The following is a 24,437-nucleotide window of genomic DNA, read 5'->3' on the forward strand; positions in this document are numbered from 1 at the left end:
TTTTGAAATGGAAATGCAGAAGGTTTTGTATTTAAAGTATTTATAATCAGTTTTTTGATGATTTATCTTTTACAAAAGTTTAAATCGTGATGATGTTATTTTTAATGCCATAAACTACCAATCCGGTGCGTGATTTAATGTTGAGTTTTGCAAAAAGAGATTCCCTATAGTTGTCAACTGTGCGTGGACTTACATTCATTAAGTCGGCAATCTCTTTGTAAGTAAGCTCAGTGCTGCAATGCTGAAAAAATGTTAATTCGCGGGCAGAGAATGTTGGTTTAATATCGCTGTCTTTTAAAGCTACCAATAACCTTCCGGATACCAATTCATTTACAAAAAATCCTTTGTCTACAATTACTTTTATGGCTGCAAATAAATCTGATGGAGTTGATTCTTTGAGCATATAACCGCCAGCACCAGCTTTGAGCATTCCGATAATTGCCTTTTCATCTTCGAGCATGCTTAATGCAAGCACATGAACATTCGGGTGATGGGTTTTAACCCATTTGGTAGCGGCATAACCATCCATTACAGGCATGTTGATGTCCATCAATACAAGCTGAACTTCAGTATGGTTATTAATTTTGTTTTGAAGATCCACCCCATTAGTGGCTTCAAACGTCACTTTAATTTCATCAAATTCTTCCAACAGGCTGGCTAATCCGGAGCGGAAGAGCGTGTGGTCATCAACAATAGCGATAGCGATACTTTGGTTCTGCATACAGTTTAAGGGTATGGGATTTCGATTGCAATGGAAGTACCTTCTCCCGGGGCCGAATTTAAGGCTAATTTTCCATCAATCATCTCAATTCTTTTGTAAATAGAATTAAGGCCCATACCCGATTTTTGAGCTTTAATTTCGTCCGGATTAAAACCTATTCCATTTTCGGTTACTTTTAAATGTAAAGTATCGTTCTGTAGGTAAGCATCGATTTGAATCTGTGTGGCCTGTGCATGTTTAATGATATTATTGATAATTTCTTGCAGTAAACGAAGGATAATGAGATCTTTATTTGGCGAAGTAATTTGTCTTTCAACCAGTAAATTGTTGGTTTTTAGCTCATATGCGCCGGTTTTATTAAGCCAGTTTATTTCCTGATCAATGGCATTGCCAATGCCGTTTTCTACCAATTGCTCACCATGCAAAAGTTTAGCCAGTTCGCGAAGTTCTTTAATTGATTTGTTGACAAGGGAAAGTGAATTGTCTATTTTCTTTTTTGCTTTTTCTGCATCGTTTAAATTTACAGAATTTAAGGTGAGTGTGGTAAGACTCAATAACTGACCCACATTATCATGTAATTCAGTAGCGATGCTCTGCATGGTTTGATCTTGTACCTCAATACGTGTTTGAAGCATTTCGGATTCGAATATTTGCTGCATATTCTGCTTTTCCAGAACGTGGTTCTTTTTGTGCTGGTTATACGACCTGATATAAAGTAAAAGGAATATTGGCATCAAAAGAAAAACAAATGATGCCAATAATATGAGTGACATTACTTCCGTTGACGAGCTCTGCATATAAATGAATAGGCCCAGAGGCCATATAAAAAAAAGTTAAGTGTTGTGTAAATAATAGCCCTTGTATTGTATTTGCCTAAAAATTTTTGCTGTATAATATCATCAAAGAAATTAGCGAGTGTGCTGCCAAAATAAAATATTAAGGCCCCGCCAACCCACCAAAATGCAGCATGAAATTTTAAATCGATATAATCTTCGTCTTTAAGCAATAAATAAAAATAGAATAAGCCATAAATAACAAAAACCACCGACATTATACTTATGGTAAAAGCATTATATACATGGATACCGTATATAGCGGTAAATGTGATGTAAATTAATATGATTACTCCATAGATTGCAATTATCCATTTTTTGATATCGGCATACTGTTTTATAAAAGTATAAAATCCATAGGTAACGTATGATACCTCAAATAAGGTATAAATGTTAAGCACAAATAGATTTGTACGGTAAGTTAAGGCGCAATACTTTCCAGCAGTTTCGGTTACCATTACGATTACCAGGTACCATATGGTTATTCGCCAAAATGGGTTCTTGTCTTTTGATAAAAAATATATAGCAAAAACAAGGCAAAGCAGCTCGGCATACGAGGCGCTTGTTGGCAGGATATATTTCAGAATCTTGAATATATCCAGTGGAATGTCAATTCTTCCTATCATCTATTTGATGTTATAACATCAATTTGCTAGTATCATCGCATTGTTGCGGGCATAATAAAGCTCTGTTTTCAGGATCGGTTGGTTGTGCATCCTCAACATTGCAGGCAACATCTTTATCAATAAAATAATCCGTGCAGGGTTTACCATCAATTAATTTGGTGACCACCAGAAGTACGGTATTCATATCGGCATAGGTATAAGGGATTTGGTCTCCGTATTCCAATTTGTTGATCTGATCAATAATCTCGCTGGTGTACCTTCCGAAATAGATTCTAATCCCGTCGCCACCAAAATCAATCATTTTTTTTGTTAAGGATGATATTTGTGCCGCAGGAAACCAGGCCGCTTTTGTATATGTACCTTTTTCTGTATTCTGGCTTTTGCGAAAAGCCTCCGTCATCTGTTGTGCAATATTTACCGGGATGGTGTTGTTTTTACCACCCTTCATTAAAGGAACTTGTGTCATAAAGTTATTTGGTTTTAACCCAAATATAGATAATAAGTGGGGAGCTAATGAAAGTTGAAAAATAAATTCTATAAGCCCTCCAAGCTTCACTGAACGATACCGTAAAAATACCCTTTAATTTAGGGCGTTTTACACTAGCAACGAATTGCGGGGTACTACTACTTTTGGTATATGATAACAACTTAAAAAAATGCGGTTATCAAATAATAGAGCGTCTACCTATGAAAAACAACTATTTTGAACTTATTTAGAAATAGGTCTACAATGGGCGGCGACTACGAAAAACATTTAACCATTAATTTTTTCAAAAATGGCAAACAATATCCTCCTAAAGGAAAATCACAGTTCGATCAGCGAGAGGGAAATTGAGATTGTACACCTGTTATCAATGGGTTATAACAGTAAAGAAATCGGCGAAATGCTTTTTATCAGTGAGCATACAGTTAATACGCACCGCAGAAATATGGTAAGAAAACTCGATTTAAAAAACTCTTATCAATTAATTGTTTGGGCGTTTAAAGAAAGAATATTATCCCTGTAAGGGTTTCAAAATACATATAACCTCTCAATCTAAATAATAAAGCCTGCTATTTGATCCTAAAGTCAAATCAGCAGGCTTTTATTTTAAGCGGTGTTCAATTTACGGTCTTGCAGGTTGTGGTGCAGGTAGTTCTTTTCTAGGGATTTGTGCTTCGCGTTGCGATGTATTATAAACAAAAGAAGCAATAATTGTTGCGGCCTGTTTTAAGTCGTCTTCAACAAGTCTGTCATAAGTATCCATATTGCTATGGTGGGTTCGGGTATTGTAATCAGCAGGATCCTGAATGAATTGGAAGCCTGGAATACCAACCGCGTCGAAAGCCTGATGATCCGTACCGCCTGTGTTATTAATGGTTACCGTTGTTGCTCCTAAATCATTAAAAGGTGTAAACCAGTTTTGAAAAATCGGGCCAGCGGCCTCATTACCCTGTAAATAAATGCCACGGATTTTTCCTGTTCCGTTATCGAGGTTATAATAAGCTGAGATTTTTTTCTGATCGGGTGTAAGTACCATCGTTTTCGGATCGCCAAAGTGTTTGGTTACATAACCTCTCGATCCAAACAAACCCTGTTCTTCAGAGCTCCAAAGTGCAATGCGGATTGTACGTTTTGGTTTAAAATCTATTGCTTTTAAAATACGCATGGCTTCCATCATTACGGTAGAGCCTGCAGCATTATCGGTTGCGCCAGTTGCTGCATGCCATGAGTCGAAATGCCCGCCAATCATCACCACTTCTTCTTTTAACTTTTTATCAGTTCCCGGTATTTCTGCAATTACATTATAGCCTTGCGGATCCTTATCATAAAATGATGTTTTGATATCAGCTTCTACCTCTACTGTTTTGCCGGCACGCAAAAGGCGTAGTATATGTAAAAAATCTTCTGCTGCAACTTCCAGTTCTGGCGATACCGGTTTGGCATCTAGTGCATAAGAAGCACCATTACTGGTAAAAAATGTTCCTTGTCCGCCACGGGCATAAGTTAAAATTAAACCAACTTTTTCTTCAACAAGCATGGCGCTGATTGCAGCACGGATTTCGCGCATTTTCATCATTTGTGCCATTCTATCGGCCATTGGTCCGCTGGTTGGGCGTTGTCTTGCACCTGCTGCTTGTGGTTTAGCAGCGGCCATTTGTGCCAATGTGGTATCTGCATAGCGCGAAAAATCTGCTTTTGTGCCACTTGTTAAGGGTGCACCCTGATCCATCATGATGATTTTTCCGGCTAATTTGCCTTTATATTTTGCTAAATCGGCTACGCTATCGGCTTTAATTAAAACCACCTGAGATTTAATCGGGCCGTTGGTACCAGGTGTCCAGGCTTTTGGCGATGCAATAATGGCATGGTAATATGGGATGGTAGTTGCGGCATAGTATTTATCAATTTGCCAGCCTTTACCGAAAGTTCCCCAGGCTTCGAGGTGGGCATTTTTTAATCCCCAATCGGTAAGTTGTTTTACGGCCCAATCCTGTGCTTTTTTTAGTCCTGGCGAGTTTGATAAACGCGGCCCACTCACATCCGTTAAATTAAAAGCAATTTCCATTGCCTTGGAATTGTCTAAACCTTCTTTTCTAATTTTTTGTATAACAGCTGCATCTGGTGTTTCTTGTGCAAAAGCCGAAAAGCAAAGACTGAAAGCCAATGCTGTTAGTGTAAATTTTTTGATCATTTCTGAATAATTTGTTGGTTTTGGTCTAAAATACACTTTAAACCGTTCCAAATTATTTTCCAATGATATTTTTACACGATTGTTCGATGAAATTTTAGCCCTAAACTTATTTTATGCTCTTTTTAGTCACAATAAAATAGCCAATAGTGAAAAGAATGGCCGCATAGATTAAGCTTGTCCATATTTCTTGGGTAAAAATTGGAAAATCCAATGGATCACCACCTTTTTTTACTTTCGTTATTCTTAATGCCAGCGTTGGTAGCGCGTAGGGGATAAGGTAAGCATATTTCCAGCCTACGTTTGCAGTTATAATGCCCATAATGGTTCCAATAAAACCAATTCCCATTGGCTTAAGGAAATCGCCCCATACTAAGCTTAAAATAAACTGTAATGATAAAATCCCTAATGAGGAGAGGAACAATTTAGTGTAAGAATTGATCAGGACAGTGGAGGGATTAAATTGGTTAAAGTTATATTTGGGCACTAAAACCTGTAATAAATAACCAAATAAGTAGGTTAAAGTTGCAAAAAGGAATAAGCAAATGAAAATTAGTAATACGGCGTATAAATATTTTGCCGCATAAATAGAAAATTTATTTAGTGGCTGCGCAAATAACATTTTCCATGTATCGTTTTTATGCTCGATATTATTAACTGAGAAAGCCATAAATATAACATAGAAAGGCATGACCAATAAGCCCATAACATTAAGTGCTGCACCGATATAATTGCCCCAGAGCATCATTGGTGGGTAATGCCGATCGAGAATCTTCTCTGATCCGGAATAAAAACCAAAGGTAATAAGGCCACATATAATTACGGGTAATAAAATGGCTGCCCAAAATGCTAAAGTTTTACGCGATTTATAAAATTCTGATTGTAGAGATATGAAGAGCGTGTGCATATTAGTTTGTTTTGGTTATATCGAGGAATAAATTTTCGAGATCTTTTCTTTGCTTGTATAAACTGCTTACTGTAAAGCCATTTTTAATGAGCAAAGTGTTTAATTCGCCACTATTTTGCGCTGAAATAAATGGAACCGTAATTTTTTTATCGGTTTTTGTTATCACTTCATAACCCGATTTTGAGATAAGTGCGGTTGCGTTTTCAATTTGATCTACTTCAATTTCAAGCATGGGTTTGCTGAGTAAATGAAGTTCATCAATAGTGCCCTGAAACAAAAGTTCACCTTTATTTATAATGCCAACATGTGTGGCTGTTCTTTCTATTTCTGCCAGTAAATGGCTCGATACCAAGATTGTTTTTTGATGTTTAGTGGTCAGATCGATCATCAGATTACGGATTTCTATAATGCCGTTTGGATCGAGGCCATTGGTTGGCTCATCTAAAAGAAGTAATTCCGGATCTGAAATTAATGCCTGGGCAATGCCTAAGCGCTGTTTCATGCCCAAGGAATATTTACTTGCTTTTTTATTGGCAGCCTCTGTTAAGCCAACAAGGGCCAACATTTCATCTGCCTTTGTTTTTTTTATGCCCAGTAAAATGCACCGGTTAATCAGGTTTTCTTTTCCCGAAAGGTGACCGTAAATAGCAGGCTGTTCTACCAGGGCGCCAATACGCTTAAGTGTAGCTATCCGGTTGCTGTTTATTTCTTTGCCGAATATGAAAACCTGATCTGAAGGCGACTTCAGCAGGTTTAGCAAAATTTTTATGGTTGTGGTTTTACCTGCTCCATTCGGACCAAGAAAACCGTAAATACTGCCTTTTGGTACTTGTAGAGAGAGATCTTTTACAATAACCTGGTTGCCAAAGTTAAAGTTTAAGCCTACCGTTTCGATAGCGTAATTATTCATGGCTATTATTTAAAAATAGCAGTGGCTTTTGTTACGATCGTATTTGATGTTTTTGCAGGTTTTATCACAATTTCGGCATCGTTTTGATTGGTGCTTACAGTAAGTGTTAAAATGATCATCATAAATACTGGTAATAATAAAAGTAAAAATGGCGATGTGTTTCCTAACTTTTTCATGATGTTTTGTTTTAATTGAGCGGCTGTGAATCGATCATCAGCCATTACTGCTTGATTATTGAAGTTGATTGCTGATGATGTTTTCATTTTGTTTTCGTTTTGATGATTCAAAGAAACTCAAGAAAAACAAGCTGCTAAAATCTATTATACCAAGTGTTCAAGATTCTAGATCAACGGCCATTTTTGGCGTTTGTCGATAAAATTTGCCTATTGGGCCGTTGGTAGAAAAAAAATGCCCGTTGGTAGATTGTGTAAGTAAATCGATAAAACTTTATTTATTTTGTGTGCATGATAGGATATGCGTCTATTGTACGTATATCAATTTCATATTCCATTTAATATATTTCTAATGAAACAAAGTAAGGGGCCTTTAATCTTGCATGCTATTTTCTGGACAATTATCGTGATGCTAATTGTTGGGCTAAATATTTTTGATACATCAATACATACAGCAAAAGATTATTTTATTAGCTATATCGCATATGGAATAATAAATATTTCTATTTTCTATATTAATTATATTTTCTTGATCCCTGAGCTAATCAAGAAAAGGAAGAAATATTTCATCTACGTATTGGCATTTTTAATATTGATTGCAGTTGCGGTTGTGGCTAAAACAGCAATCGCTGTTTTGTACCCGGATGATGTATTGACCAATGTTAGTGCTAAGGGAAAACGGATGGAGATTCCAGTACATAGTTTTGTGATTATGGTTACTTTCTTATCAGGTTTTTTCTTAATCTGCAGCTGTATTATCAAATTTACCATTGATTGGTTTGCAAGTGAAAGGATCCAGCGGAACTTAGAAAGTGAGCGTCGCGAAATGGAACTCCAGTTTTTGAAATCGCAGTTAAACCCGCATTTCCTTTTTAACTCGCTTAACAATATCTATTCGCTGGCTTATCAAAAATCGGATAAAACTGCCGATGCCATTATGAAACTCTCGGAAATTATGCGTTACATGATTTACGAAAGCAATACCCCAACCGTGGCGTTAAGCAAAGAAGTAGATTATTTAACCAGTTATATCGAACTGCAAAAAATACGGTTTAAAGATGGGGCTTATATTGAGCTTACTTTAAATGGTGAAATTGATAATCAGAAAATTGTGCCTTTAATGTTGATTTCTTTTGTAGAAAATGCATTTAAACATGGTGTGGTAACCGATCCGGCAGAGCCTGTTAGAATCAATATCATTGCCAATCAGAAAATTTTGCATTTTAGCGTGATAAATAAAAAGAACCAGCAAAATAAAGATGCTCAGGGTGGTGTGGGTTTAACCAATGTAGAACGACGGTTACAATTGGTTTATCCTGATAGATATAAATTAAATGTTGTAAATTCGGCTACTCATTATACCTGTGAACTGATGATTGATATTTAATCTGTAAACCGGATATAAATTATCATCTCGAATTAAATAATAACCAAAAATGAACTTAAACTGTATTGTTGTTGATGATGAGCCTTTAGCGCTTGATATTTTACAGGATTATATTTCTAAAGTACCGTTTTTAACGATGGTTAAAAGGTGCGAAAACCCTATTGAAGCTTTGCAGATTGTTCAGGGTGGGGGAATTGATCTTGTATTTTTAGATATCCAAATGCCTGAGCTAACTGGCATCCAGTTTTTGAAAATTGCAGGTAATAAATGCCATTACATCCTCACAACCGCATACCCGCAATATGCTTTGGAAAGTTATGATCTGAATGTTTCTGATTATCTTTTAAAACCCATTGCATTCGATCGCTTTTATAAAGCGGTAGAAAAAGTTCACAACCAGGTAAAACCTGTTGAAACTCCTGCGAGTGTAGCGCAACCCATTGTTACACCAGCACCATTTTCAGGATCGCCAAATCCGGTTCAGGATTACATTTTCGTAAAAACAGAGCATAAGATCCAAAAAATATACTTGCACGATATTTTGTTTATTGAGGGTTTGAAAGATTACATTTCGATTTTTACCAAAGATGAGCGAGTTATTACCCTGCAAAGTATGAAAAAGATGGAAGAGGCGTTGCCTCAGAGTCAGTTTATCAGGGTGCATAAATCATACATTGTAGCGGTTGATAAAATTGAAAGTATTGAGCGTAGCCGCATCACCATTAATCAGAAAATTATCCCAGTAGGCGATACTTATCGTGATGAATTTTTCAGGGTAATAGGGAATAAGAATATTTAGTGCATTTGACGCCAAGCGTTTAGCGCTTAACAGGATATTAATTTATATTGCCACGGAAGCACAGAAACCACGGAATATTATCTTGATTTGGTCATCCTGAGGGATAATTTATTTTAAAAATCAATATAAATGACAGATAGATAAAGCAGGTGAATGGTCTTGAAGTATCGTCATTTCGACTGCAGTGGAGAAATCTTTTAAATTTGATTTCAAATAACTTGGTACAAAGATCTCTCCATTTCGCTGCGCTAACGTCGAGATGACGACCATTCTATTGGAGCCTGTCAATGGTAGCGGAGTCGAAGGATCTTTAAAGAAATTAATAAAAATTATAAAATAGCAGGCTGCGCCACTGGTTGACCCAAAACTTTTCTGATTTCGTTTTCAACTTCCAGGGTGATATCATTCGGTGTTTTTATGCCTGGTTCTATGGGTTTTAAAACCGTCCATTTTAAGGCGTTGCCTGTGGTTAACGGAAACATGCCGAAGCGAACAATTTTCCATGAATTTTCGATGGCTATCGGTACTACTAGTGCATTAGGAACAACCTTTAAGATGGTTGCGATGCCTCCAAACTGAAATGTTTTTAATTGCCCATCTTTCGCTCTTGTTCCTTCCGGGAAAATAACCGTACTCCAGTTGTTTTCCTTCATTCTACGACCAAGTTTAATAATTTCTGAAATGGCCTGCTTATTGTCTTTACGGTTAATATTTGCTCCACCGCCCAAACGGAGGTTAATGGAGATGGATGGAATACCTTTGGTAAGCTCAATTTTGGAGATAAATTTTGCGCTGTGTTTTCTTAAGAACCAGATTAGCGATGGAATGTCGTACATGCTCTGATGATTTGCCGCAAAAATAATCGGTCTGTCGGTTGGCAAATCATATTCATTTTTAAAACTGATCGAATTGAAAAGGAAAACCTGGCAATAGGTGAGAAAAAAATTAAGGATATCTACGGAAACCTTGTGCGCTTTATAGCCAAAAAGCTTAAAACTAAGCCATTGAATTGGGTGGAAGATGCAGAGGGTTAATCCAAAAAAAATATAAAAAATAGGGCTTAAAATATATCCAAAAAGCTTGCTCATCTGGTCGGTTTAATAGATTGCAAAGATAATAATAAATTATTCTGGTTCTTTGAAGATGTATTTTTCTTCGTATTCAATTTTAAAGGTCTCCAAAAGGCTGGTGTATTCCTCTAAAAAATTTTGCTTTTTGTGGTGTTGTTCCTGGTTTTGAATATATTGAATAACCTGTTGAATATGGCTTTTTGAATATGAAAAAGCACCATATCCTTCTTGCCATGCAAATTTAACTTTACAGAATCCCTGATCATTTATCCATTTGGAACTTTCGGTTTTTACATTCTGGATAAGACTGGAAATAGATTGATGAGGCCGCATTCCAATTAGGATATGTATATGATCAGGCATACAGTTAATTTGAATCATTTTATGGTTGTTTGTCTGGAATATTCCTGTAATGTATTTTAACAGTCTTTCTTTCCATTCTGCCCTGATTAAGGAAGCACGAAATTTAACGGCAAAAACAAATTGGATATGCAACTGCGTGTATGTGTTTGGCATAGCGTTATAAAATTAAATCAACAATAATTTTCCTATGGAAACCAAAATTTCAAAGCGAAATTTTTGCTGCCGAGGGTTTATCACTAAGGGATAATAGAAAATGGAATGATTTAATATTTAGGGGATACTTAAAAACGCTTTAATATGTGCTTATTAAATAAGCAATCTTCCATTGCAAGCAATGCGTAAATCAAATTAGCAATTATTTTTTAATTTTTCTATAAAACCTTATCTTTTTGTTGGAACACGAAACGTTCCTACGGAACGAAAATTATAATTCGTAATGTTCTACCCAGGATTTGTTCCTACGGAACAAGAAACGGATTTTATAAATAATAATGTTCCATAGGAAAATACCCTATTTGAAAATATTCAGCATTGTTAAAATGTTTCTTTGAGAAGATTTAGTATGAGTGCTTTAACAGGATTATAAAAGAAAATATCTCTAAAATGCTGTTAGACATTAATTTAGTTTATTGTCCCATCGGAAAATACGCTAGTTGAAAATATTCAGCATTGTTAAAATGTTTCTTTTCGAAGATTTACAGGATTATAAAAGAAAATATCTTTAAAAAGCTGTTAGACATCCATTTTCTTTAATGTCCCATCGGAAAATACATTAGTTGAAAATATTCAGCATTTTTAAAATGTTTCTTTTCGAAGATTTATTATTTACAGGATTATAAAAGAAAATATCTTTAAAAAGCTGTTAGACATTGATATAGTTTAATGTCCTGTCGTGACATATGCTAGTTAGTAGTTCGAGGATTTGTTCCTACGGAACAAGGAACGGATTTTTTAAATAATATCAATCTTAATCTTTTTTTATCGGAAAAATTCAATTACATAACTCTTGTTTATGAAAATTAGTAGAATAATTAGCAGGATAAAAAAAAATATCTCTAAAAAGCTGTTAGACATTGATATAGTTTAATGTCCTATCGTGACATATGCTAGTTAGTAGTTCTAAGATTTGTCCCTACGGAACAAGAAACAGATTTTATAAATAATAATGTTCCATAGGAAAATACCCTATTTGAAAATATTCAGCATTGTTAAAATGTTTCTTTGAGAAGATTTAGTATGAGTGCTTTACAGGATTATAAAAGAAAATATCTCTAAAAAGCTGTTAGAACATTGATATAGTTTAATGTCCCATCGGGACATGTGCTGGGTAGAAAAAATATGCAATATTTTGAATGTTCCGTAGGAACATTTGGTGTTTATAATTACAATTCACCATTTAATATCATCAGCTTTGCTTTCAAAATTGCGGCAACGCTCATTGAATCGGTAATTTTACCATCCAAAACCATTTGATAGGCTTCTTCGAAAGGTAATTTTTTAACAATTAGTTGTTCGGTTTCTTCGGGCATTGCAATGCCGTGTATTAAATCGGTAGCTAGGTAAATAATGCTTAGTTCGTCGCTTACAGAATTAGAAAGATGCATTCTTTGAATCTCTTTCCAGTTTCTGGCACTCAAGCCCGTTTCTTCCAATAATTCTCTTCGGGCACTTTCAAGCGGTGCTTCATGAAATGGTCCACCACCTTCCGGAATTTCCCAACTGTAGGCATTTAGCGCATATCTGTATTGGCCAACCAGCCAGGTATTGAGGTTTTCATCCAACGGAAGTATGCCTATGGCAAGATTTTTAAAATGAACGGTACCATAAATTCCCTTTCCGCCAGATGGATTGATGACTTGGTGCTCAGTTAAACGGATCCAATTGTTATCGTATTTTACATCGCTATCTAGCGTTTTCCAGGGATTTATCTCTTCCATGCTGCAAGATAATAACTTGTAATAGCTTTTACGCAGGAAGGAATTGTATTGAATAAAATTTGGTAAAAAAAAAAGGTGCTTAAAAATTTCTAAGCACCTTAAGTTATTAAAACGATCCTTCATCAGGACGGTTGTCCTGCTCTTCTTTCTTCTTTTTATTTGTACCAGTAAAAGTGGTTTTTCCGAATCGGTAAGAGAAGGTTAGGTTGCCCATTGTTCCTTGAAATTGGCGTTCGAAATCAACAATTGTTGCTCTATCTTCAGTTGTCATGCTCCATCTTCTGGTGTTAAACACATCACGCACATTGAAACTTAGAGATGCTTTTTTGTTTGGGAAATCATATTTGGCCCCACCATCAATTCCGTACATGGCATTACGTTTACCCTGTGCCATTACTTCTGGTGCACGGTAATCGCCACGCACTTGTAATGATAGATTTTTAACTACGGTTAAATTTCCAGTTAGGTTGGCATTCCAGCTAAAGCCACTGCTCGATGGGATATCAAACCTGGCATCTCCGGCAAACTTCGCCTGGTAAAGGTTAACGTTGGTTGTAAAGTTTAAAGCTTTGATCAAGTCGAAACGACCGATTAATTCTAAACCACTATTAATCTGATTGGTTAAGTTTTGAGGGGTTGAAGTTATAATTCCATTAACTGGTGTACTTCTTACGCGTTGAATCACATCATTGGTTTGGCGGAAATACAAACTCGATGTTAAGGTTACTTTTTTCCAGTATTTGCTATACCCCAGCTCGAAAGAGTGTACATCTTCCGGCAATAAATTCGGGTTACCACCTCTATAATTTAAAGGATCTGAAACATCTAAAAACGGATTGGTATCCCATGGGCGTGGACGGTTTACACGACGGGTATAACTCAATTGCAGCTGATTATCTCCTTTTAATTTCTGTGTTAAGAAAACGCTTGGGTAAATTCTTTTGTAGTGGATGTTTCCTTCTGCAGCGGTTAATACATTGCCGGTATAACCTTCTAAATGGGTATCTAAACGTGCATCTTCGCCCCTTAACCCTATTTGGTATCCAAAATCTTTAATCTGGTTCTGGTAGTTGAAATAAAGTGCATGCACCTGATCTTTACTATCGAATCCATTAATTAATTTATTGTTACTGATGTAAATATTTGTGTTTGTAGGGATCGAATCCGCATACTGATCATTTTCTCCTAAACGGATCTGGCTGCGGTAACCCACTTCAATTTTACCAGCTTTACCAACAGGCAGAGCATAATCTGTTTGTATGTTATAGTTGGTATTGTTGCCGGTATTGAATACACGTTGTAAACTTAAAGTTTCATCAATGGGCACACCGTTGCGGTTAATGGTATTGGTACTGTAATACTGGTTGCTATTGTTTGTGCCGTATGAATAGCCGAAGTTGAATGTAAGTTCTTCTTTAGTTTTTTTAAATTTTTGTACATAATCTAAATTGGCATCATAACTATCTCCGAAACCATCGGTGCTATTGGTTCTGTTGCTTAATAAAACTGGCGACTGGTTTTTATCCAATTGCCTGATGTTGAGCTGCTCATTACGGTCATTTTCTCTTGAGTTAAAACCTCCTGATAAACTGATTACACTTTTAGGCGTAAGGTAATAATCGATACCCGCTTTGGCATTATGGCCTTTATCCAATGATTTGGAAACAGTGTTCTGGTTGGCAAATCGTGTTCTTAAAGAATCCGATTTATAATAAATATCCTGAAAACCACCACCAACTCGGTTGCCGTAACGGTAGCCATAATTTCCATAAATATTTACTTTACTGTTTTGGAAACTTAAATTGGTATTTGCATTGTAGTTATCGCGGTTACCAGCTGTTAACGCAACTGAACCGTTAAAGCCAAGTTTTGTGTTTTTCTTCAACACAATGTTAATGATGCCTGATTGACCTTCAGCATCGTACTTAGCTGATGGATTAGTAATTACCTCAACACTTTCAATAGAGCTTGCCGGGATAGATTGAAGAATCTGCGCAACGTTACCGCCTGCAATTAACGAGGGTTTCCCATCAATTAATACTTTTACGCCAGTAGAACCACGTAAACTTACGTTACCATCCATATCAGTAGAAACTGAGGGTACGTTCTGCAATAAATCTCCTGCCGAGCCACCCTCACTGATTACGCTTTGATCTACTGCGAAAATCTTTTTATCAATCCCCATCTGCATGCCCTGTTTTTCGCCCGTTACAGTAATTTCGCTTAATACATTTCCTTTAGCTGGGTTCATTTTGATCTCACCAAAGTTTAATGTACCTGTTGCCGCAGTAATGGCTATGTTATCCCTCACCATCGTTTGGTAACCCACAAAACTTATCTTAAAAGTAAAATTTCCGGTAGGGATATCGGCCATCACAAATGCACCGTTTACATCTGTTTGTACAATTTTAGCATTTTTAGCAGTAGCCTTATCTATTAAAACGGCCGTAGCAAATGGAATGGTTTCCTGTGTTTTTGCATCTTTAAGTATTCCGGTAATTTTTGCTTTTCCACCTGTTTGGGCAAAAAGGCTAAATGTTAAGCTTAAAAGTAAGAGGGTAATCTGTATTGTTCTTGAATGTATAAGTCTCATTAAAAAATAAAATTTCGTGTGTTTTTATAAAGGGAGACAAAGTAACGGCAACTAAGTTTAATTAAGGAGCCGTAACTATTTTATTACAGCCATTTTATAGTAATATTTTTGTGGTAACCTGCTGTTAATACTTTAACAAATCAGTAGGTTTCGTTTTGATAAAACAATGAGGAATATTACAATTGATCAATTTGCAAAATGTTACTTTTGTTTATGATGAAAAGGATATTGATTGTTGATGATCTGCACCCTGCATTTAAAGAGCAGGCCACTGCTATGGGTTACCAGGTAGACGATGAACCACAGATTACGCGACAACAAACATTAGATAGAATAAAAGATTATACGGGGATTGCCGTAAGGACAAAATTTAGGATTGATGCCGAAATTTTTGCTGCTGCACCAAATTTAAAGTTTGTGGCAAGGGCAGGTGCGGGCCTGGATAATATTGATGATAAAATTGCTTTTGAAAAAAATATAGCATTAATAAATGCCCCCGAAGGCAATTGTGATGCGGTTGGCGAACATGCCACAGGATTACTATTATCGTTGATGAACAACTTCCGCAGGGCCGATATCGAAATCAGGAATGGCATTTGGGACCGGGAAGGAAACCGTGGTTACGAACTGAAAGGAAAAAAAGTTGGCATTATCGGTTATGGTTTTATGGGACAAAGTTTTGCGAAAAAGCTCGCTGGCTTCGAAGTAGATGTAATGGCTTATGATAAATATAAAACCGGTTTTTCTGATGCTTTTGCCCGCGAGGTGAGTATGGAAGAAATTGTAAAACACAGCGATGTGCTGAGTTTGCATATTCCTTTAACAGCCGAAACCAAACAAATGGTTGATGATGAATATTTCTTCCATTTTAAAAAGCCTATTTTCTTTATCAATACCGCAAGGGGCGAAATTGTAAACACAGCAGCAGTATTGAATGCCATAAAAACAGGAAAGATATTAAGGGCAGGACTAGATGTTTTACAGACAGAAAAATTCCCCGCCTTAGGTGAACAGTCCTGGTATGATGAATTAAAGAATAACGAAAAGGTAATTTTAACCCCACATGTTGGCGGCTGGACTTTTGATTCGTACCGTAAGATCTCGGAAGTTTTAGCTGAGAAATTAAAGGGACTTAGTTTTAGCTAATCAAGACCTTGCAGGTTTTTAAAGCTTCAAGGTGTATTTGCTGACTTCGAAACTCTTTGTTAACTAAACCTGATAGAGCGGAAAGCCCACAGCGCAGCGAGGACTTGGAGAGATAGCAGGGCTTTCGGAACCGAAGCACCACTAAACCCTGCTTTTCAAATTAATTTACCACTTAAGCCACCTTAGTGATAAAAAGCTTAATTTTTTGTCTGAAAGTACGCGAAAAAACAGGGAAATCTCAATTTTATTTTCTTAAATTGGCTATACAATCTAACCAATTTTATCATGCCGAAAGATCATTTATATTCTACTACAGTTACCTGGACGGGCAATAAAGGCTCGGGTACAATGGATTACCGTTCTTACGATCGCGATTATGTAATTTCGGTAAAGGGTAAAGCCGATATCTCCGGTTCATCAGATTCTGCATTTTTGGGTGATAAATCTAAATATAACCCCGAAGATTTGTTGTTGGCCTCTATTTCAAGTTGCCATATGCTTTGGTATTTACATTTATGCTCAAAAAACGAGATTGTGGTTATCGACTATAAAGATGAAGCCACAGGTACAATGGAAGAAGGTGCGGATGGTAGTGGTAAGTTTAAAGAAGTTACACTACATCCACAGGTTTTAATTGCAGATAAAGCACATTACGAACTTGCAACATCGCTTCACCATGAAGCAAATAAAATGTGTTTTATTGCTAATTCGCTAAATTTTCCGGTAAAACATGAACCTACTTGTAAAGCAGAAAACGGTTAACAGCTTTCAGTTGATATATCGTCCTCGCTTGTAATGAGGATGTAAGCCATTTTATCGCCATTATTTGTTTATGTCGCATTACAAATGCGAATCTCGATAATCCTTGTTAAAAACGAGGACTATTAGTTAACAGTTTTCAGTTGGTAGCCGTATCGAACCACCAACTGAAAATTGCCAACTGAAAACTATTTAGCTAACCAAACATTATCTGCTGGTGTGGCATCCATATAAATGCCGTTATCCAAACTGATCGATTTTACTTTTTTAGCACTATTCACTGTTACCACAACTTCTTTCTGATTTGCTTTCCAAACTGCCGGGGTTTTATGGATGGTATCTACTTTTCCATCTGTATAAGTAACCACCACATCAAAAGGAATGGCAAACCCACCTGTATTTTTAACTGTTAACGTAGATTTACCTTTTGCAGCGGTAACTTTAGTAATGGCTAAATCGAGATAATTGTTGCTGAAGAACCAGTTTTGAAAAAACCAGTTTAAGTTTTGTCCAGAACCCGCATTCATCGAGTTAAAATAATCCCATGGAATTGGGTGTTTGCCGTTCCAGTTACTCATATAGTTATGCAATGCTTTTTTAAATAAATCATCACCAAGCATATCTTTTAATGCTAAATAAGATAGCGAAGCTTTTCCATAAGAGTTATTTCCGTAACCTGTACCCGATACCTGATCAGACATCGAAATTACAGGTTGATCTTCTTCTGCAGATTTATCATTAATGTACTGGTTTACCCTAAAGTTTTTATAAAACTTATCTGCTGCTTCCTTTCCATGTTCTGCAATACCAATTAAATATTCAAATGTGGTGGCCCAACCCTCATCCATGTAAGCGTAACGGGTTTCGTTAATGCCCATATAAAATGGAAAATAAGTATGTGCCACCTCATGGTCTTGAACCAATTGAGCAAAAACCGGATCTCCAAATTGCGAATCATTTACCATCATCGGATATTCCATATCAGCAAAACCCTGGAAAGCAATTGTTTTTACATAAGGATAAGGGATACCTGGCCAATTGTTAGAAAACCAATCTAAAGCATTCAAGTTATACTTAACCGAGTTTACAAAATCTTTACCTGTGGTTGGGTTATATGCAGCTTGTGCACTTGCTCTGCGACTTGTTTTTTTATCTACAACTACACTTGCACCATCCCATACATAATGGTTGCTTAAGGCAAAGGTAACATCGGTAATGTGGTTTACTGCAAATTTCCAGGTGTTCCAGTCTTTTTGCTGGGTTACTTTACCATCTTTCATTTCTTGTTCGGTAGCAATGTGAATGACCTCATCCCCATTGTACGATTTTTTTAAACGGGCAGAAATTTCAGGTTGTAAAACCTCGTCTGGATTCAGGAAATCGCCTGTCGCATAAACCACATAATTTTTAGGTGCTTTAATGGAGAATTCGTAATCGTTAAAATCGTTATAAAACTCGGCTCTATCCGTATGCGGAATGCGGTCCCAGCCATTATAATCATCAAATACCGAAACACGAGGATAACTATATGCCACGAAGAACGAATTTGGATCAATTTGCCCTTCTCTACCACTTTCTTTTGATAATGGATAATCCCAGTCGATTTTTACTGTTATTTTCGATTTAGGCAACAAAGGTTTTTTTAATCTTACATTGCCAACTGTTCCCCAGCTCTTACTATCAACCTGATAAATTTCGCCATCTACCGAAAAAGCAGCAATATTTAAACCGGTGCTCAAAAAATCTTCGCTCACTGCGCCGCCTCTTGGAGAAGTTGGTTTGTGTAAATTGTTTACAAAGCGGATGGCGAGTGTTTTTAAAGTATCTGTACTGTTGTTGCTGTATAAAATTTCTTCGGTACCGCTAACCACCTTCGTGTTGGCATCTACTTTAATAGCCATGTTGTATTTACCATGGTTTTGCCAATAATTGGGGCCAGGTTTTCCGCTCATTGAACGGGTACCCTTGGCATATGCAGCCTTAATGTTGCGCGGCATATAAAGTTCTTGGGCAGAAACAGTATACCCACCCAAACAGATCAGTAGGGCAATAGACAATATCTTTTTCATTTTTTAAGAATAATTTTAGCTAAATTAAAACTAATGATTGAATTTTGAATACGTGTATGATTGAATGTTACGTTGTCAGTGGCTAAATCTTAAGTTGCGTACTCAGTGGTATCTGTTCCTAATCATCCCATTATGAGGCATATAAAACCTTAAATCATAAAAATCATGAGTATTTATTTGCTTTTGTAATTTCCACAATTTATCTTCGTTATAATTGAAGCAAGACTATGTAGCAAACCAACTATATAGTCTTGTTTGTTTTTTATAGCGTTTGAATAAAATTAATAGAGCAATGACAGAGGTAACATACTACACCCAAGAGGGGTTAGATAAATTAAAAGAGGAAGTTCATTATTTAACAACCACCGGTCGTCAGCTAATATCTAAAGCAATTGCAGAAGCGAGGGATAAAGGTGATTTATCGGAGAATGCAGAATACGATGCAGCCAAAGAGGCGCAGGGTTTGCATGAAGCAAAAATTTCAAAATTAAAAAATACGTTAGCCAATGCCCGTTTAATTGACGAATCGAAACTTGATCTGTCGAAAGTGCTTGCGTTATCTATCGTAAAGATAAAAAATGTTAAAAACGGTGCTACGATGACTTATCAGTTGGTAGCCGAAACAGAAGCTGATTTAAAAACAGGGAAAATTTCTGTTAAATCGCCGATAGCGCAAGGTTTATTGGGTAAATCAGTAGGCGAATTTGCCGAAATTGAAGTGCCTGCAGGTAAAATGCAGTTCGAAGTACTCGAAATATCGAGATAAGCGGATAGCGTTTGGCGATGAGCGTTTTACTAATCGCTTGCCGCCAAACACTTAACGCTAACTGCCCAGCCCTTACACCCTAAACCATAACCCTCAAATGACTATCTTTTCAAAAATCGTTGCAGGCGAAATCCCTGCACATGTTGTAGCTGAAACTGTAGAATATTTAGCTTTTTTGGATGTTCAACCTTTAACAGCGGGCCATGTTCTGGTTATTCCAAAAATAGAAACCGACTACATTTTCGATATGGACGAAGATTTATATGTAGGTCTTTGGATGTTTGCTAAAATTGTAGCTAAAGGAGTTAAGATAGCTTTCCCTTGTAAAAAGGTAGGCGTTTCTGTAATTGGATTGGAAGTGCCCCATGCACATATTCATTTAATACCAATGAATAATGTTGGCGATATGAACTTTAGTAAAGAAAAACTAAAGCCAAGCGACGAAGAACTGGCTGATGCTGCTGAAAAAATTAAACAAGCCTTATTAGAAGTATAAAAAAAGGCCGGCTGTGAAAACAACAGCCGACCATTCCAACCCGCCTTACCCAAAGAATTTTATGGTGCCGGAGCAACAGTAGAATTAAGCTGTAATACCGGCCAAACTGAACCAACTGCTGCAGTTGGTGGCTTTACATTGAAGCCTTGATTATCACCTCTGTTTACATCAGGAACATAGTAATATAAAGGCCACCCTTTATAGGTTAATTGCTTTTTGTTCACTGTAGCAACGGTAATGACCCCGATATCAGTTTTAGTTATTACAGAAGGAACGTTTAGGATTTCAGATTCATAAACTGGCCAGATACCTTCTTGCGTGGTTCCTTTAGTATAATTATTTACACTATTTTTATCATTAGCAAAAGCATATAAGGTGCGGCCTTTGTTATCCGTTAAGTAAATGGTTTTGCCATCTCCAACAGCATATGTGCTGGTGTAATTAATATTTTTAGATGTTAATTGTGCATTGGCCAGCATCAAAGAATAATCAGGCTTAGCTACAAACCAGATTCCGCCAACACCATCTCCTTTAATTTCGCCTTTTGCGGCATCGCCCGAGTAATAATAAAGTGGATAACCGCGATAAGTACTTTGTTTACGGCCATCGGCACGGGTAACTTCGCCAACTTCGGCTTTGTTTAAGTTTAAATCTGTACTGGCATCTGCAGAATAATAAAGCGGCCATATTGTTTCGCAACCGTTAACGCAGGTTGGTGTACCAGCTGCATCAGATGAGAAAAAGTATAAAGTTTTGCCATCCTTATCCGTTAGTACCGATCCAAACTTCGCATCAGCTGCCAGTTGTATCCCTTTATTATTGTTAGCAGCAGGTGGATTTGTTGGATCGTCTGAACTGTTTTTCTTACAGGCAGTAAATACCATGGCTATACAAAGCATAACCAATAGATTTTTTTTTAAGTAGATTAGCATAAGATTTTTGTTTTAAATTTTAACTTTATTAAAATGATATGCCGCTATTACGCCGCCAGGTTGTAAATGGTTGCTTGCAGAAAAAAGAATTTTAACCAAAACGAACAAAAGAAAATTATTATCAAAAAAATATATTTTGAGGCAACCATTTGTAATTTCTTACCGTAATGTGTGTTGAAAGGAGACCTTGTGAGCGCTGACCGCGATAGAGAAGATATTATACAAAAGTATATTCAGGGATGTATTAGAAATGAAAGGGATAGTCAGAAAGCACTATACAAACATTTCTATAGCTTTGCTATGGGTATTTGTTTACGCTATGCAAATGATAGGTTGGATGCCGCAGGGATACTGAATGATGGTTTTTTTAAAGCCTTTAAAAATATTGCCAAATATGAAACTTCCAAAGCTTTTTTACCATGGCTTGGCCGGATCATTACCAATACGGCAATCGATTATTATCGTACCAATTTAAAATTTGCCGATCATGTAGATATTCAGGATCACGAAAACGTTGCCCAAACAAATTCTGTGTACGATAAACTGGCTTACCACGATTTATTGGCACTGGTTCAAAAATTAACTCCCGCCTACCGAACGGTTTTTAATCTTTTTGCTATAGATGGTTATGCGCACGAGGAAATTGCCGAAATGCTCGGAATATCGGTGGGCACATCAAAGTCGAACCTGTTTAAGGCGAGGCAAAAATTACAGGAAATGTTAAAAGCTACAGAAGCGAAAACTTACCAGGTAAGGAGTTCGGGAGTAGATAGAAACCTTTTAGAGGTTAGGTTAAATACAAACATGCAATGAAAGAGGGAAAAGATATAGATAAATTATTTAAAGACGGATTGGAAAACCCCGATCTACCTTTTAATGATTTAGATTGGGATGATCTGGAGGAAAGATTGCATCCAACACCAAAAAGGCGTATTGTACCGCTAATCTGGCTTACCGCCGTGGCGGGGATAGCTGCTATGTTACTTGTGGTGTTTTTACTGGTTAAGCCAGGGGCTGATAAAGCCGATGTTAAAGCAGTGGTAAAAACCAACAAGAGTGATCAAAATAATAATCAATTAAAAAATAACCCGGAAAGTGTAACTAAAGTGCCTGAAAGCGTTAATGATGGCGGAGCGACTATAGATTCAGCATCAGCAGTTGCGAAGATTGCAGGAAAAAAAACAATTGCTACAGGCGTAATAGGCACTTACGAAAGGGAAACTGAGCGGAAAGTAAATGAAACTGTGGTTGATCAATCCCGTATGTTGGCTGATGTGACTTATAATCCAAGCTTAAGCATTAAAACTGATCCTGTTGAATTTAGAGATCAAAAATTAAGTTCTAGTGTGGCAATAGGTAGGCCTGAGCGGATTAAACCACCGCTGGTAAAACAAAAATCAAGATTTGTGCTTAGTATTTTAGCCGCTCCAGACTTAACGAGTGTTCAAAAATCGGGGCAAAGTAGTTTAAGTGGCGGTTTTGGTGTAGAAGCTACCTATATTTTAACCAAGAAACTAAGTATAACCACGGGAGCCGCTTATGCCAAGAAAATTTATGATTCTGATTTTAGTTTGTACAGGCCGAATACCAATTATCTTTTTACTGTAGCACCCTCAAACATCCATGCCAATTGCGATGTGCTCGATATTCCTTTAAATGTAAACTATAAGGTTTTTGGGAATAACAGAAATGCAATTTCGGTAAGCACCGGGCTTTCGAGTTATATCATGTTAAAAGAGAAATATAGCTATTCATACAACGGTGGCTATGAGGGCCCACAAGGTTTCGAAGTAAAAGGGCGTAACCAGCATTACTTAGGCATAGCCAATGTTGGTGTAGAATTTCAACGTAAAATAAATAATAACTTAAGCATCAGTGCAAAACCCTTTATGAAAATTCCATTAACCGATATTGGTTATGGGAATTCTAAATTAATGTCGACTGGTGTAGCGGTTTCAGTAAATATGAATTTGTTTAACAGGAATTAATGTTTAATGTTTCTGATTGGATCGGGTAGGGGTACAAAATCTGTTTCGCCAGGTACAGGCTTAAAGCTTTGATTTAGCCATTTCTGCTTTGCATTCTCAATCAAATCCTTATCTGATGCTACAAAATTCCAATAAATAAAACGTTCTTCAGGGAAAGGTTCACCTCCGAAAATGTAAACTGTGGTGTTTTCGTGCATGGTAAACTCACAAAGTTTGGCGTCGTTTGCGATCAGAATTAGGCGTGGTTCGAAAATATTGCCCTCACTTTCAATTACTCCTTCTAAAATATAAAGTGCGCTTTCGCCAAAGAGGTGATCGCCAATGCTTACCTTTTGTTTTGAGGTGCTTTTTAACTCTAAAAAATATAATGGGCTGTATACCGGAACCGGCGATTTATGACCGAAAGCTTCACCAGCGATTAATTTAATCTCAACACCATCTTGCGTCCAGGTCGGAATATCGGCACCTTCAACATGGCAGAACTCAGGATCCATTTGCTCTAAATCTTTAGGTAAGGCTACCCAAATCTGTAGGCCATGGAGCATTTTATCGGTATGGCGTAAATATTCAGGCGTTCTTTCAGAGTGTACAATGCCACTACCGGAAGTCATCCAGTTTACCTGACCAGGTTTAATCACAATATCCGATCCTAAACTGTCTTTATGGGTAATTTCACCTTCAAATAGAAAAGTTAAAGTAGATAAACCAATGTGCGGATGTGGCGGAACATCAAGATTTTCATGATCACTCATTGCCGCTGGTCCCATATGGTCGATAAATGAAAAAGGTCCAACCATCCTTTTTTCTCTGAAAGGAAGCAGTCTGCCAACCATAAAATTGCCAATATTTGCGGGTCTTTCTTCAATAATAAGTTTAATGTTCGACATGTGATGGTTAATTTTAAAGAGGTGAATTTAAGGAAAAAGGCCGGGATTTGGATTGAAGGAAATTGGCATTCCGCTTTGATCGTGTTTAGGTGGTACGGCATTGCTACTGTTAGAGGTAAAATAAACCCGGCCGACAGCGTTATTCCGAATTTTCAGTCGGGATTAAGCAAAGGCGGGGCTGGAGCAGCCGAAGTATTGCAGCTATTGCTTTTCAGATTATTAAGTAAATTTCCGTTTCCTCTGTGCTTCCATGGTATAAAAATTATTTCTAAACTCAGAGCATAATGTTTCACCTAACGGCGCGGGCAGATCTCTCCATTTCGCTGCGCTTTATCAGATAGCTATCGGATCGAAAGGATGAAGACTTATCAAAAAAGCATCCCTTTCGAGATGCTTTTCTAAG

The 24,437-nt window shown here is 36.9% G+C and carries 25 protein-coding genes; 10 read left to right on the forward strand and 15 right to left on the reverse strand.

What is annotated here, in order from left to right; translation table 11 throughout:
- Nucleotides 1–79: 79 nt before the first annotated feature.
- The 4 genes from ACZZZW_RS03725 to ACZZZW_RS03740 are packed head-to-tail and all read right to left on the reverse strand — an operon-like array spanning nucleotide 80 to nucleotide 2,646.
- The gene (locus ACZZZW_RS03725) at nucleotides 80–721 is read right to left on the reverse strand and encodes a response regulator transcription factor (RefSeq protein WP_463492299.1); all 642 of its coding nucleotides are present in this window, start codon (nucleotides 719–721) and stop codon (nucleotides 80–82) included.
- A 5-nt stretch (nucleotides 722–726) separates the two neighbouring features.
- Nucleotides 727–1,494, reverse strand: coding sequence for a sensor histidine kinase (locus ACZZZW_RS03730; RefSeq protein ID WP_463492300.1), 768 nt, complete (start codon nucleotides 1,492–1,494; stop codon nucleotides 727–729).
- Nucleotides 1,494–2,180, reverse strand: coding sequence for a hypothetical protein (locus ACZZZW_RS03735; RefSeq protein ID WP_463492301.1), 687 nt, complete (start codon nucleotides 2,178–2,180; stop codon nucleotides 1,494–1,496). The genes ACZZZW_RS03730 and ACZZZW_RS03735 overlap by 1 nt, the downstream gene beginning before the upstream one ends.
- A gap of 10 nt (nucleotides 2,181–2,190) precedes the next feature.
- Nucleotides 2,191–2,646, reverse strand: coding sequence for a hypothetical protein (locus tag ACZZZW_RS03740; RefSeq protein WP_463492302.1), 456 nt, complete (start codon nucleotides 2,644–2,646; stop codon nucleotides 2,191–2,193).
- Between the two features lie 310 nt (nucleotides 2,647–2,956).
- Here ACZZZW_RS03740 and ACZZZW_RS03745 point away from each other — a divergent pair, with 310 nt between their 5' ends.
- Nucleotides 2,957–3,187, forward strand: coding sequence for a response regulator transcription factor (locus ACZZZW_RS03745; protein ID WP_082458749.1), 231 nt, complete (start codon nucleotides 2,957–2,959; stop codon nucleotides 3,185–3,187).
- A 99-nt stretch (nucleotides 3,188–3,286) separates the two neighbouring features.
- Here ACZZZW_RS03745 and ACZZZW_RS03750 read toward each other — a convergent pair whose 3' ends face one another.
- From ACZZZW_RS03750 to ACZZZW_RS03765, 4 genes are all read right to left on the reverse strand, one after another.
- Nucleotides 3,287–4,855, reverse strand: a complete 1,569-nt coding sequence (locus ACZZZW_RS03750; protein ID WP_055908997.1) for a M28 family metallopeptidase — start codon at nucleotides 4,853–4,855, stop codon at nucleotides 3,287–3,289.
- A gap of 106 nt (nucleotides 4,856–4,961) precedes the next feature.
- Nucleotides 4,962–5,759, reverse strand: a complete 798-nt coding sequence (locus ACZZZW_RS03755) for an ABC transporter permease (protein WP_463492303.1) — start codon at nucleotides 5,757–5,759, stop codon at nucleotides 4,962–4,964.
- 1 nt (nucleotide 5,760) lies between these two features.
- On the reverse strand, nucleotides 5,761–6,669 hold the full coding sequence (locus ACZZZW_RS03760) for an ABC transporter ATP-binding protein (RefSeq protein ID WP_463492304.1): 909 nt from the start codon (nucleotides 6,667–6,669) through the stop codon (nucleotides 5,761–5,763).
- A 5-nt stretch (nucleotides 6,670–6,674) separates the two neighbouring features.
- On the reverse strand, nucleotides 6,675–6,932 hold the full coding sequence (locus ACZZZW_RS03765) for a hypothetical protein (protein WP_463492305.1): 258 nt from the start codon (nucleotides 6,930–6,932) through the stop codon (nucleotides 6,675–6,677).
- Between the two features lie 262 nt (nucleotides 6,933–7,194).
- Between ACZZZW_RS03765 and ACZZZW_RS03770 the strand changes: the two genes are divergently transcribed.
- The gene (locus tag ACZZZW_RS03770; RefSeq protein ID WP_235526070.1) at nucleotides 7,195–8,229 is read left to right on the forward strand and encodes a sensor histidine kinase; all 1,035 of its coding nucleotides are present in this window, start codon (nucleotides 7,195–7,197) and stop codon (nucleotides 8,227–8,229) included.
- Between the two features lie 49 nt (nucleotides 8,230–8,278).
- Entirely contained in the window at nucleotides 8,279–9,028 is a 750-nt protein-coding gene (locus ACZZZW_RS03775) for a LytR/AlgR family response regulator transcription factor (protein ID WP_055908986.1), read from the forward strand.
- A gap of 329 nt (nucleotides 9,029–9,357) precedes the next feature.
- Here ACZZZW_RS03775 and ACZZZW_RS03780 read toward each other — a convergent pair whose 3' ends face one another.
- The 4 genes from ACZZZW_RS03780 to ACZZZW_RS03795 form a co-directional block, all read right to left on the reverse strand.
- Nucleotides 9,358–10,116: a lysophospholipid acyltransferase family protein gene (locus ACZZZW_RS03780; RefSeq protein ID WP_463492306.1), complete on the reverse strand. Its 759-nt coding sequence runs from the start codon at nucleotides 10,114–10,116 to the stop codon at nucleotides 9,358–9,360.
- Between the two features lie 36 nt (nucleotides 10,117–10,152).
- The gene (gene tnpA, locus ACZZZW_RS03785; RefSeq protein ID WP_463492307.1) at nucleotides 10,153–10,614 is read right to left on the reverse strand and encodes an IS200/IS605 family transposase; all 462 of its coding nucleotides are present in this window, start codon (nucleotides 10,612–10,614) and stop codon (nucleotides 10,153–10,155) included.
- A 1,229-nt stretch (nucleotides 10,615–11,843) separates the two neighbouring features.
- Nucleotides 11,844–12,398 (reverse strand): NUDIX domain-containing protein, encoded by a 555-nt coding sequence (locus ACZZZW_RS03790; protein ID WP_463492308.1) that lies wholly within the window; start codon nucleotides 12,396–12,398, stop codon nucleotides 11,844–11,846.
- A gap of 106 nt (nucleotides 12,399–12,504) precedes the next feature.
- Nucleotides 12,505–14,991 carry a TonB-dependent receptor gene (locus tag ACZZZW_RS03795; protein WP_463492309.1) on the reverse strand — a complete coding sequence of 829 codons (2,487 nt, stop codon included), beginning with the start codon at nucleotides 14,989–14,991 and terminating at the stop codon, nucleotides 12,505–12,507.
- Between the two features lie 216 nt (nucleotides 14,992–15,207).
- Between ACZZZW_RS03795 and ACZZZW_RS03800 the strand changes: the two genes are divergently transcribed.
- Nucleotides 15,208–16,137 carry an NAD(P)-dependent oxidoreductase gene (locus tag ACZZZW_RS03800; RefSeq protein ID WP_463497709.1) on the forward strand — a complete coding sequence of 310 codons (930 nt, stop codon included), beginning with the start codon at nucleotides 15,208–15,210 and terminating at the stop codon, nucleotides 16,135–16,137.
- 285 nt (nucleotides 16,138–16,422) lie between these two features.
- Nucleotides 16,423–16,899, forward strand: a complete 477-nt coding sequence (locus tag ACZZZW_RS03805; protein WP_055908970.1) for an OsmC family protein — start codon at nucleotides 16,423–16,425, stop codon at nucleotides 16,897–16,899.
- A 185-nt stretch (nucleotides 16,900–17,084) separates the two neighbouring features.
- Here ACZZZW_RS03805 and ACZZZW_RS03810 read toward each other — a convergent pair whose 3' ends face one another.
- Nucleotides 17,085–18,965 carry a M1 family metallopeptidase gene (locus ACZZZW_RS03810; protein WP_463492310.1) on the reverse strand — a complete coding sequence of 627 codons (1,881 nt, stop codon included), beginning with the start codon at nucleotides 18,963–18,965 and terminating at the stop codon, nucleotides 17,085–17,087.
- 292 nt (nucleotides 18,966–19,257) lie between these two features.
- Between ACZZZW_RS03810 and greA the strand changes: the two genes are divergently transcribed.
- A complete protein-coding gene (gene greA, locus ACZZZW_RS03815; protein WP_029276724.1) occupies nucleotides 19,258–19,731 on the forward strand; it encodes a transcription elongation factor GreA in 474 nt (157 codons plus the stop codon).
- 97 nt (nucleotides 19,732–19,828) lie between these two features.
- On the forward strand, nucleotides 19,829–20,227 hold the full coding sequence (locus tag ACZZZW_RS03820) for an HIT family protein (RefSeq protein WP_463492311.1): 399 nt from the start codon (nucleotides 19,829–19,831) through the stop codon (nucleotides 20,225–20,227).
- A gap of 59 nt (nucleotides 20,228–20,286) precedes the next feature.
- Here the strand turns inward: ACZZZW_RS03820 and ACZZZW_RS03825 are convergent, their stop codons facing one another.
- Entirely contained in the window at nucleotides 20,287–21,159 is an 873-nt protein-coding gene (locus tag ACZZZW_RS03825) for a hypothetical protein (RefSeq protein WP_463492312.1), read from the reverse strand.
- A gap of 174 nt (nucleotides 21,160–21,333) precedes the next feature.
- Between ACZZZW_RS03825 and ACZZZW_RS03830 the strand changes: the two genes are divergently transcribed.
- On the forward strand, nucleotides 21,334–21,972 hold the full coding sequence (locus tag ACZZZW_RS03830) for an RNA polymerase sigma factor (RefSeq protein ID WP_463492313.1): 639 nt from the start codon (nucleotides 21,334–21,336) through the stop codon (nucleotides 21,970–21,972).
- A complete protein-coding gene (locus tag ACZZZW_RS03835) occupies nucleotides 21,969–23,147 on the forward strand; it encodes a hypothetical protein (RefSeq protein WP_463492314.1) in 1,179 nt (392 codons plus the stop codon). The genes ACZZZW_RS03830 and ACZZZW_RS03835 overlap by 4 nt, the downstream gene beginning before the upstream one ends.
- Here ACZZZW_RS03835 and ACZZZW_RS03840 read toward each other — a convergent pair.
- Nucleotides 23,144–24,034 (reverse strand): pirin family protein, encoded by an 891-nt coding sequence (locus ACZZZW_RS03840; protein ID WP_463492315.1) that lies wholly within the window; start codon nucleotides 24,032–24,034, stop codon nucleotides 23,144–23,146. The genes ACZZZW_RS03835 and ACZZZW_RS03840 overlap by 4 nt on opposite strands.
- Nucleotides 24,035–24,037: 3 nt before the next feature.
- Here ACZZZW_RS03840 and ACZZZW_RS03845 point away from each other — a divergent pair, with 3 nt between their 5' ends.
- Nucleotides 24,038–24,319 (forward strand): hypothetical protein, encoded by a 282-nt coding sequence (locus tag ACZZZW_RS03845; protein ID WP_463492316.1) that lies wholly within the window; start codon nucleotides 24,038–24,040, stop codon nucleotides 24,317–24,319.
- Nucleotides 24,320–24,437: the final 118 nt, after the last annotated feature.

Source organism: Pedobacter sp. AC379, assembly GCF_979258145.1.

Bases quoted from the DNA above. Each gene is read 5' to 3' on its own strand.
- ACZZZW_RS03840 (WP_463492315.1), bottom strand. From the start codon at position 24,034: ATGTCGAACATTAAACTTATTATTGAAGAAAGACCCGCAAATATTGGC.
- ACZZZW_RS03795 (WP_463492309.1), bottom strand. From the start codon at position 14,991: ATGAGACTTATACATTCAAGAACAATACAGATTACCCTCTTACTTTTA.
- ACZZZW_RS03845 (WP_463492316.1), top strand. From the start codon at position 24,038: ATGGTTAATTTTAAAGAGGTGAATTTAAGGAAAAAGGCCGGGATTTGG.
- tnpA (WP_463492307.1), bottom strand. From the start codon at position 10,614: ATGCCAAACACATACACGCAGTTGCATATCCAATTTGTTTTTGCCGTT.
- greA (WP_029276724.1), top strand. From the start codon at position 19,258: ATGACAGAGGTAACATACTACACCCAAGAGGGGTTAGATAAATTAAAA.
- ACZZZW_RS03745 (WP_082458749.1), top strand. From the start codon at position 2,957: ATGGCAAACAATATCCTCCTAAAGGAAAATCACAGTTCGATCAGCGAG.
- ACZZZW_RS03770 (WP_235526070.1), top strand. From the start codon at position 7,195: ATGAAACAAAGTAAGGGGCCTTTAATCTTGCATGCTATTTTCTGGACA.
- ACZZZW_RS03755 (WP_463492303.1), bottom strand. From the start codon at position 5,759: ATGCACACGCTCTTCATATCTCTACAATCAGAATTTTATAAATCGCGT.
- ACZZZW_RS03750 (WP_055908997.1), bottom strand. From the start codon at position 4,855: ATGATCAAAAAATTTACACTAACAGCATTGGCTTTCAGTCTTTGCTTT.
- ACZZZW_RS03735 (WP_463492301.1), bottom strand. From the start codon at position 2,180: ATGATAGGAAGAATTGACATTCCACTGGATATATTCAAGATTCTGAAA.
- ACZZZW_RS03775 (WP_055908986.1), top strand. From the start codon at position 8,279: ATGAACTTAAACTGTATTGTTGTTGATGATGAGCCTTTAGCGCTTGAT.
- ACZZZW_RS03835 (WP_463492314.1), top strand. From the start codon at position 21,969: ATGAAAGAGGGAAAAGATATAGATAAATTATTTAAAGACGGATTGGAA.
- ACZZZW_RS03810 (WP_463492310.1), bottom strand. From the start codon at position 18,965: ATGAAAAAGATATTGTCTATTGCCCTACTGATCTGTTTGGGTGGGTAT.
- ACZZZW_RS03780 (WP_463492306.1), bottom strand. From the start codon at position 10,116: ATGAGCAAGCTTTTTGGATATATTTTAAGCCCTATTTTTTATATTTTT.
- ACZZZW_RS03820 (WP_463492311.1), top strand. From the start codon at position 19,829: ATGACTATCTTTTCAAAAATCGTTGCAGGCGAAATCCCTGCACATGTT.
- ACZZZW_RS03800 (WP_463497709.1), top strand. From the start codon at position 15,208: ATGAAAAGGATATTGATTGTTGATGATCTGCACCCTGCATTTAAAGAG.
- ACZZZW_RS03760 (WP_463492304.1), bottom strand. From the start codon at position 6,669: ATGAATAATTACGCTATCGAAACGGTAGGCTTAAACTTTAACTTTGGC.
- ACZZZW_RS03765 (WP_463492305.1), bottom strand. From the start codon at position 6,932: ATGAAAACATCATCAGCAATCAACTTCAATAATCAAGCAGTAATGGCT.
- ACZZZW_RS03730 (WP_463492300.1), bottom strand. From the start codon at position 1,494: ATGTCACTCATATTATTGGCATCATTTGTTTTTCTTTTGATGCCAATA.
- ACZZZW_RS03805 (WP_055908970.1), top strand. From the start codon at position 16,423: ATGCCGAAAGATCATTTATATTCTACTACAGTTACCTGGACGGGCAAT.
- ACZZZW_RS03825 (WP_463492312.1), bottom strand. From the start codon at position 21,159: ATGCTAATCTACTTAAAAAAAAATCTATTGGTTATGCTTTGTATAGCC.
- ACZZZW_RS03740 (WP_463492302.1), bottom strand. From the start codon at position 2,646: ATGACACAAGTTCCTTTAATGAAGGGTGGTAAAAACAACACCATCCCG.
- ACZZZW_RS03725 (WP_463492299.1), bottom strand. From the start codon at position 721: ATGCAGAACCAAAGTATCGCTATCGCTATTGTTGATGACCACACGCTC.
- ACZZZW_RS03790 (WP_463492308.1), bottom strand. From the start codon at position 12,398: ATGGAAGAGATAAATCCCTGGAAAACGCTAGATAGCGATGTAAAATAC.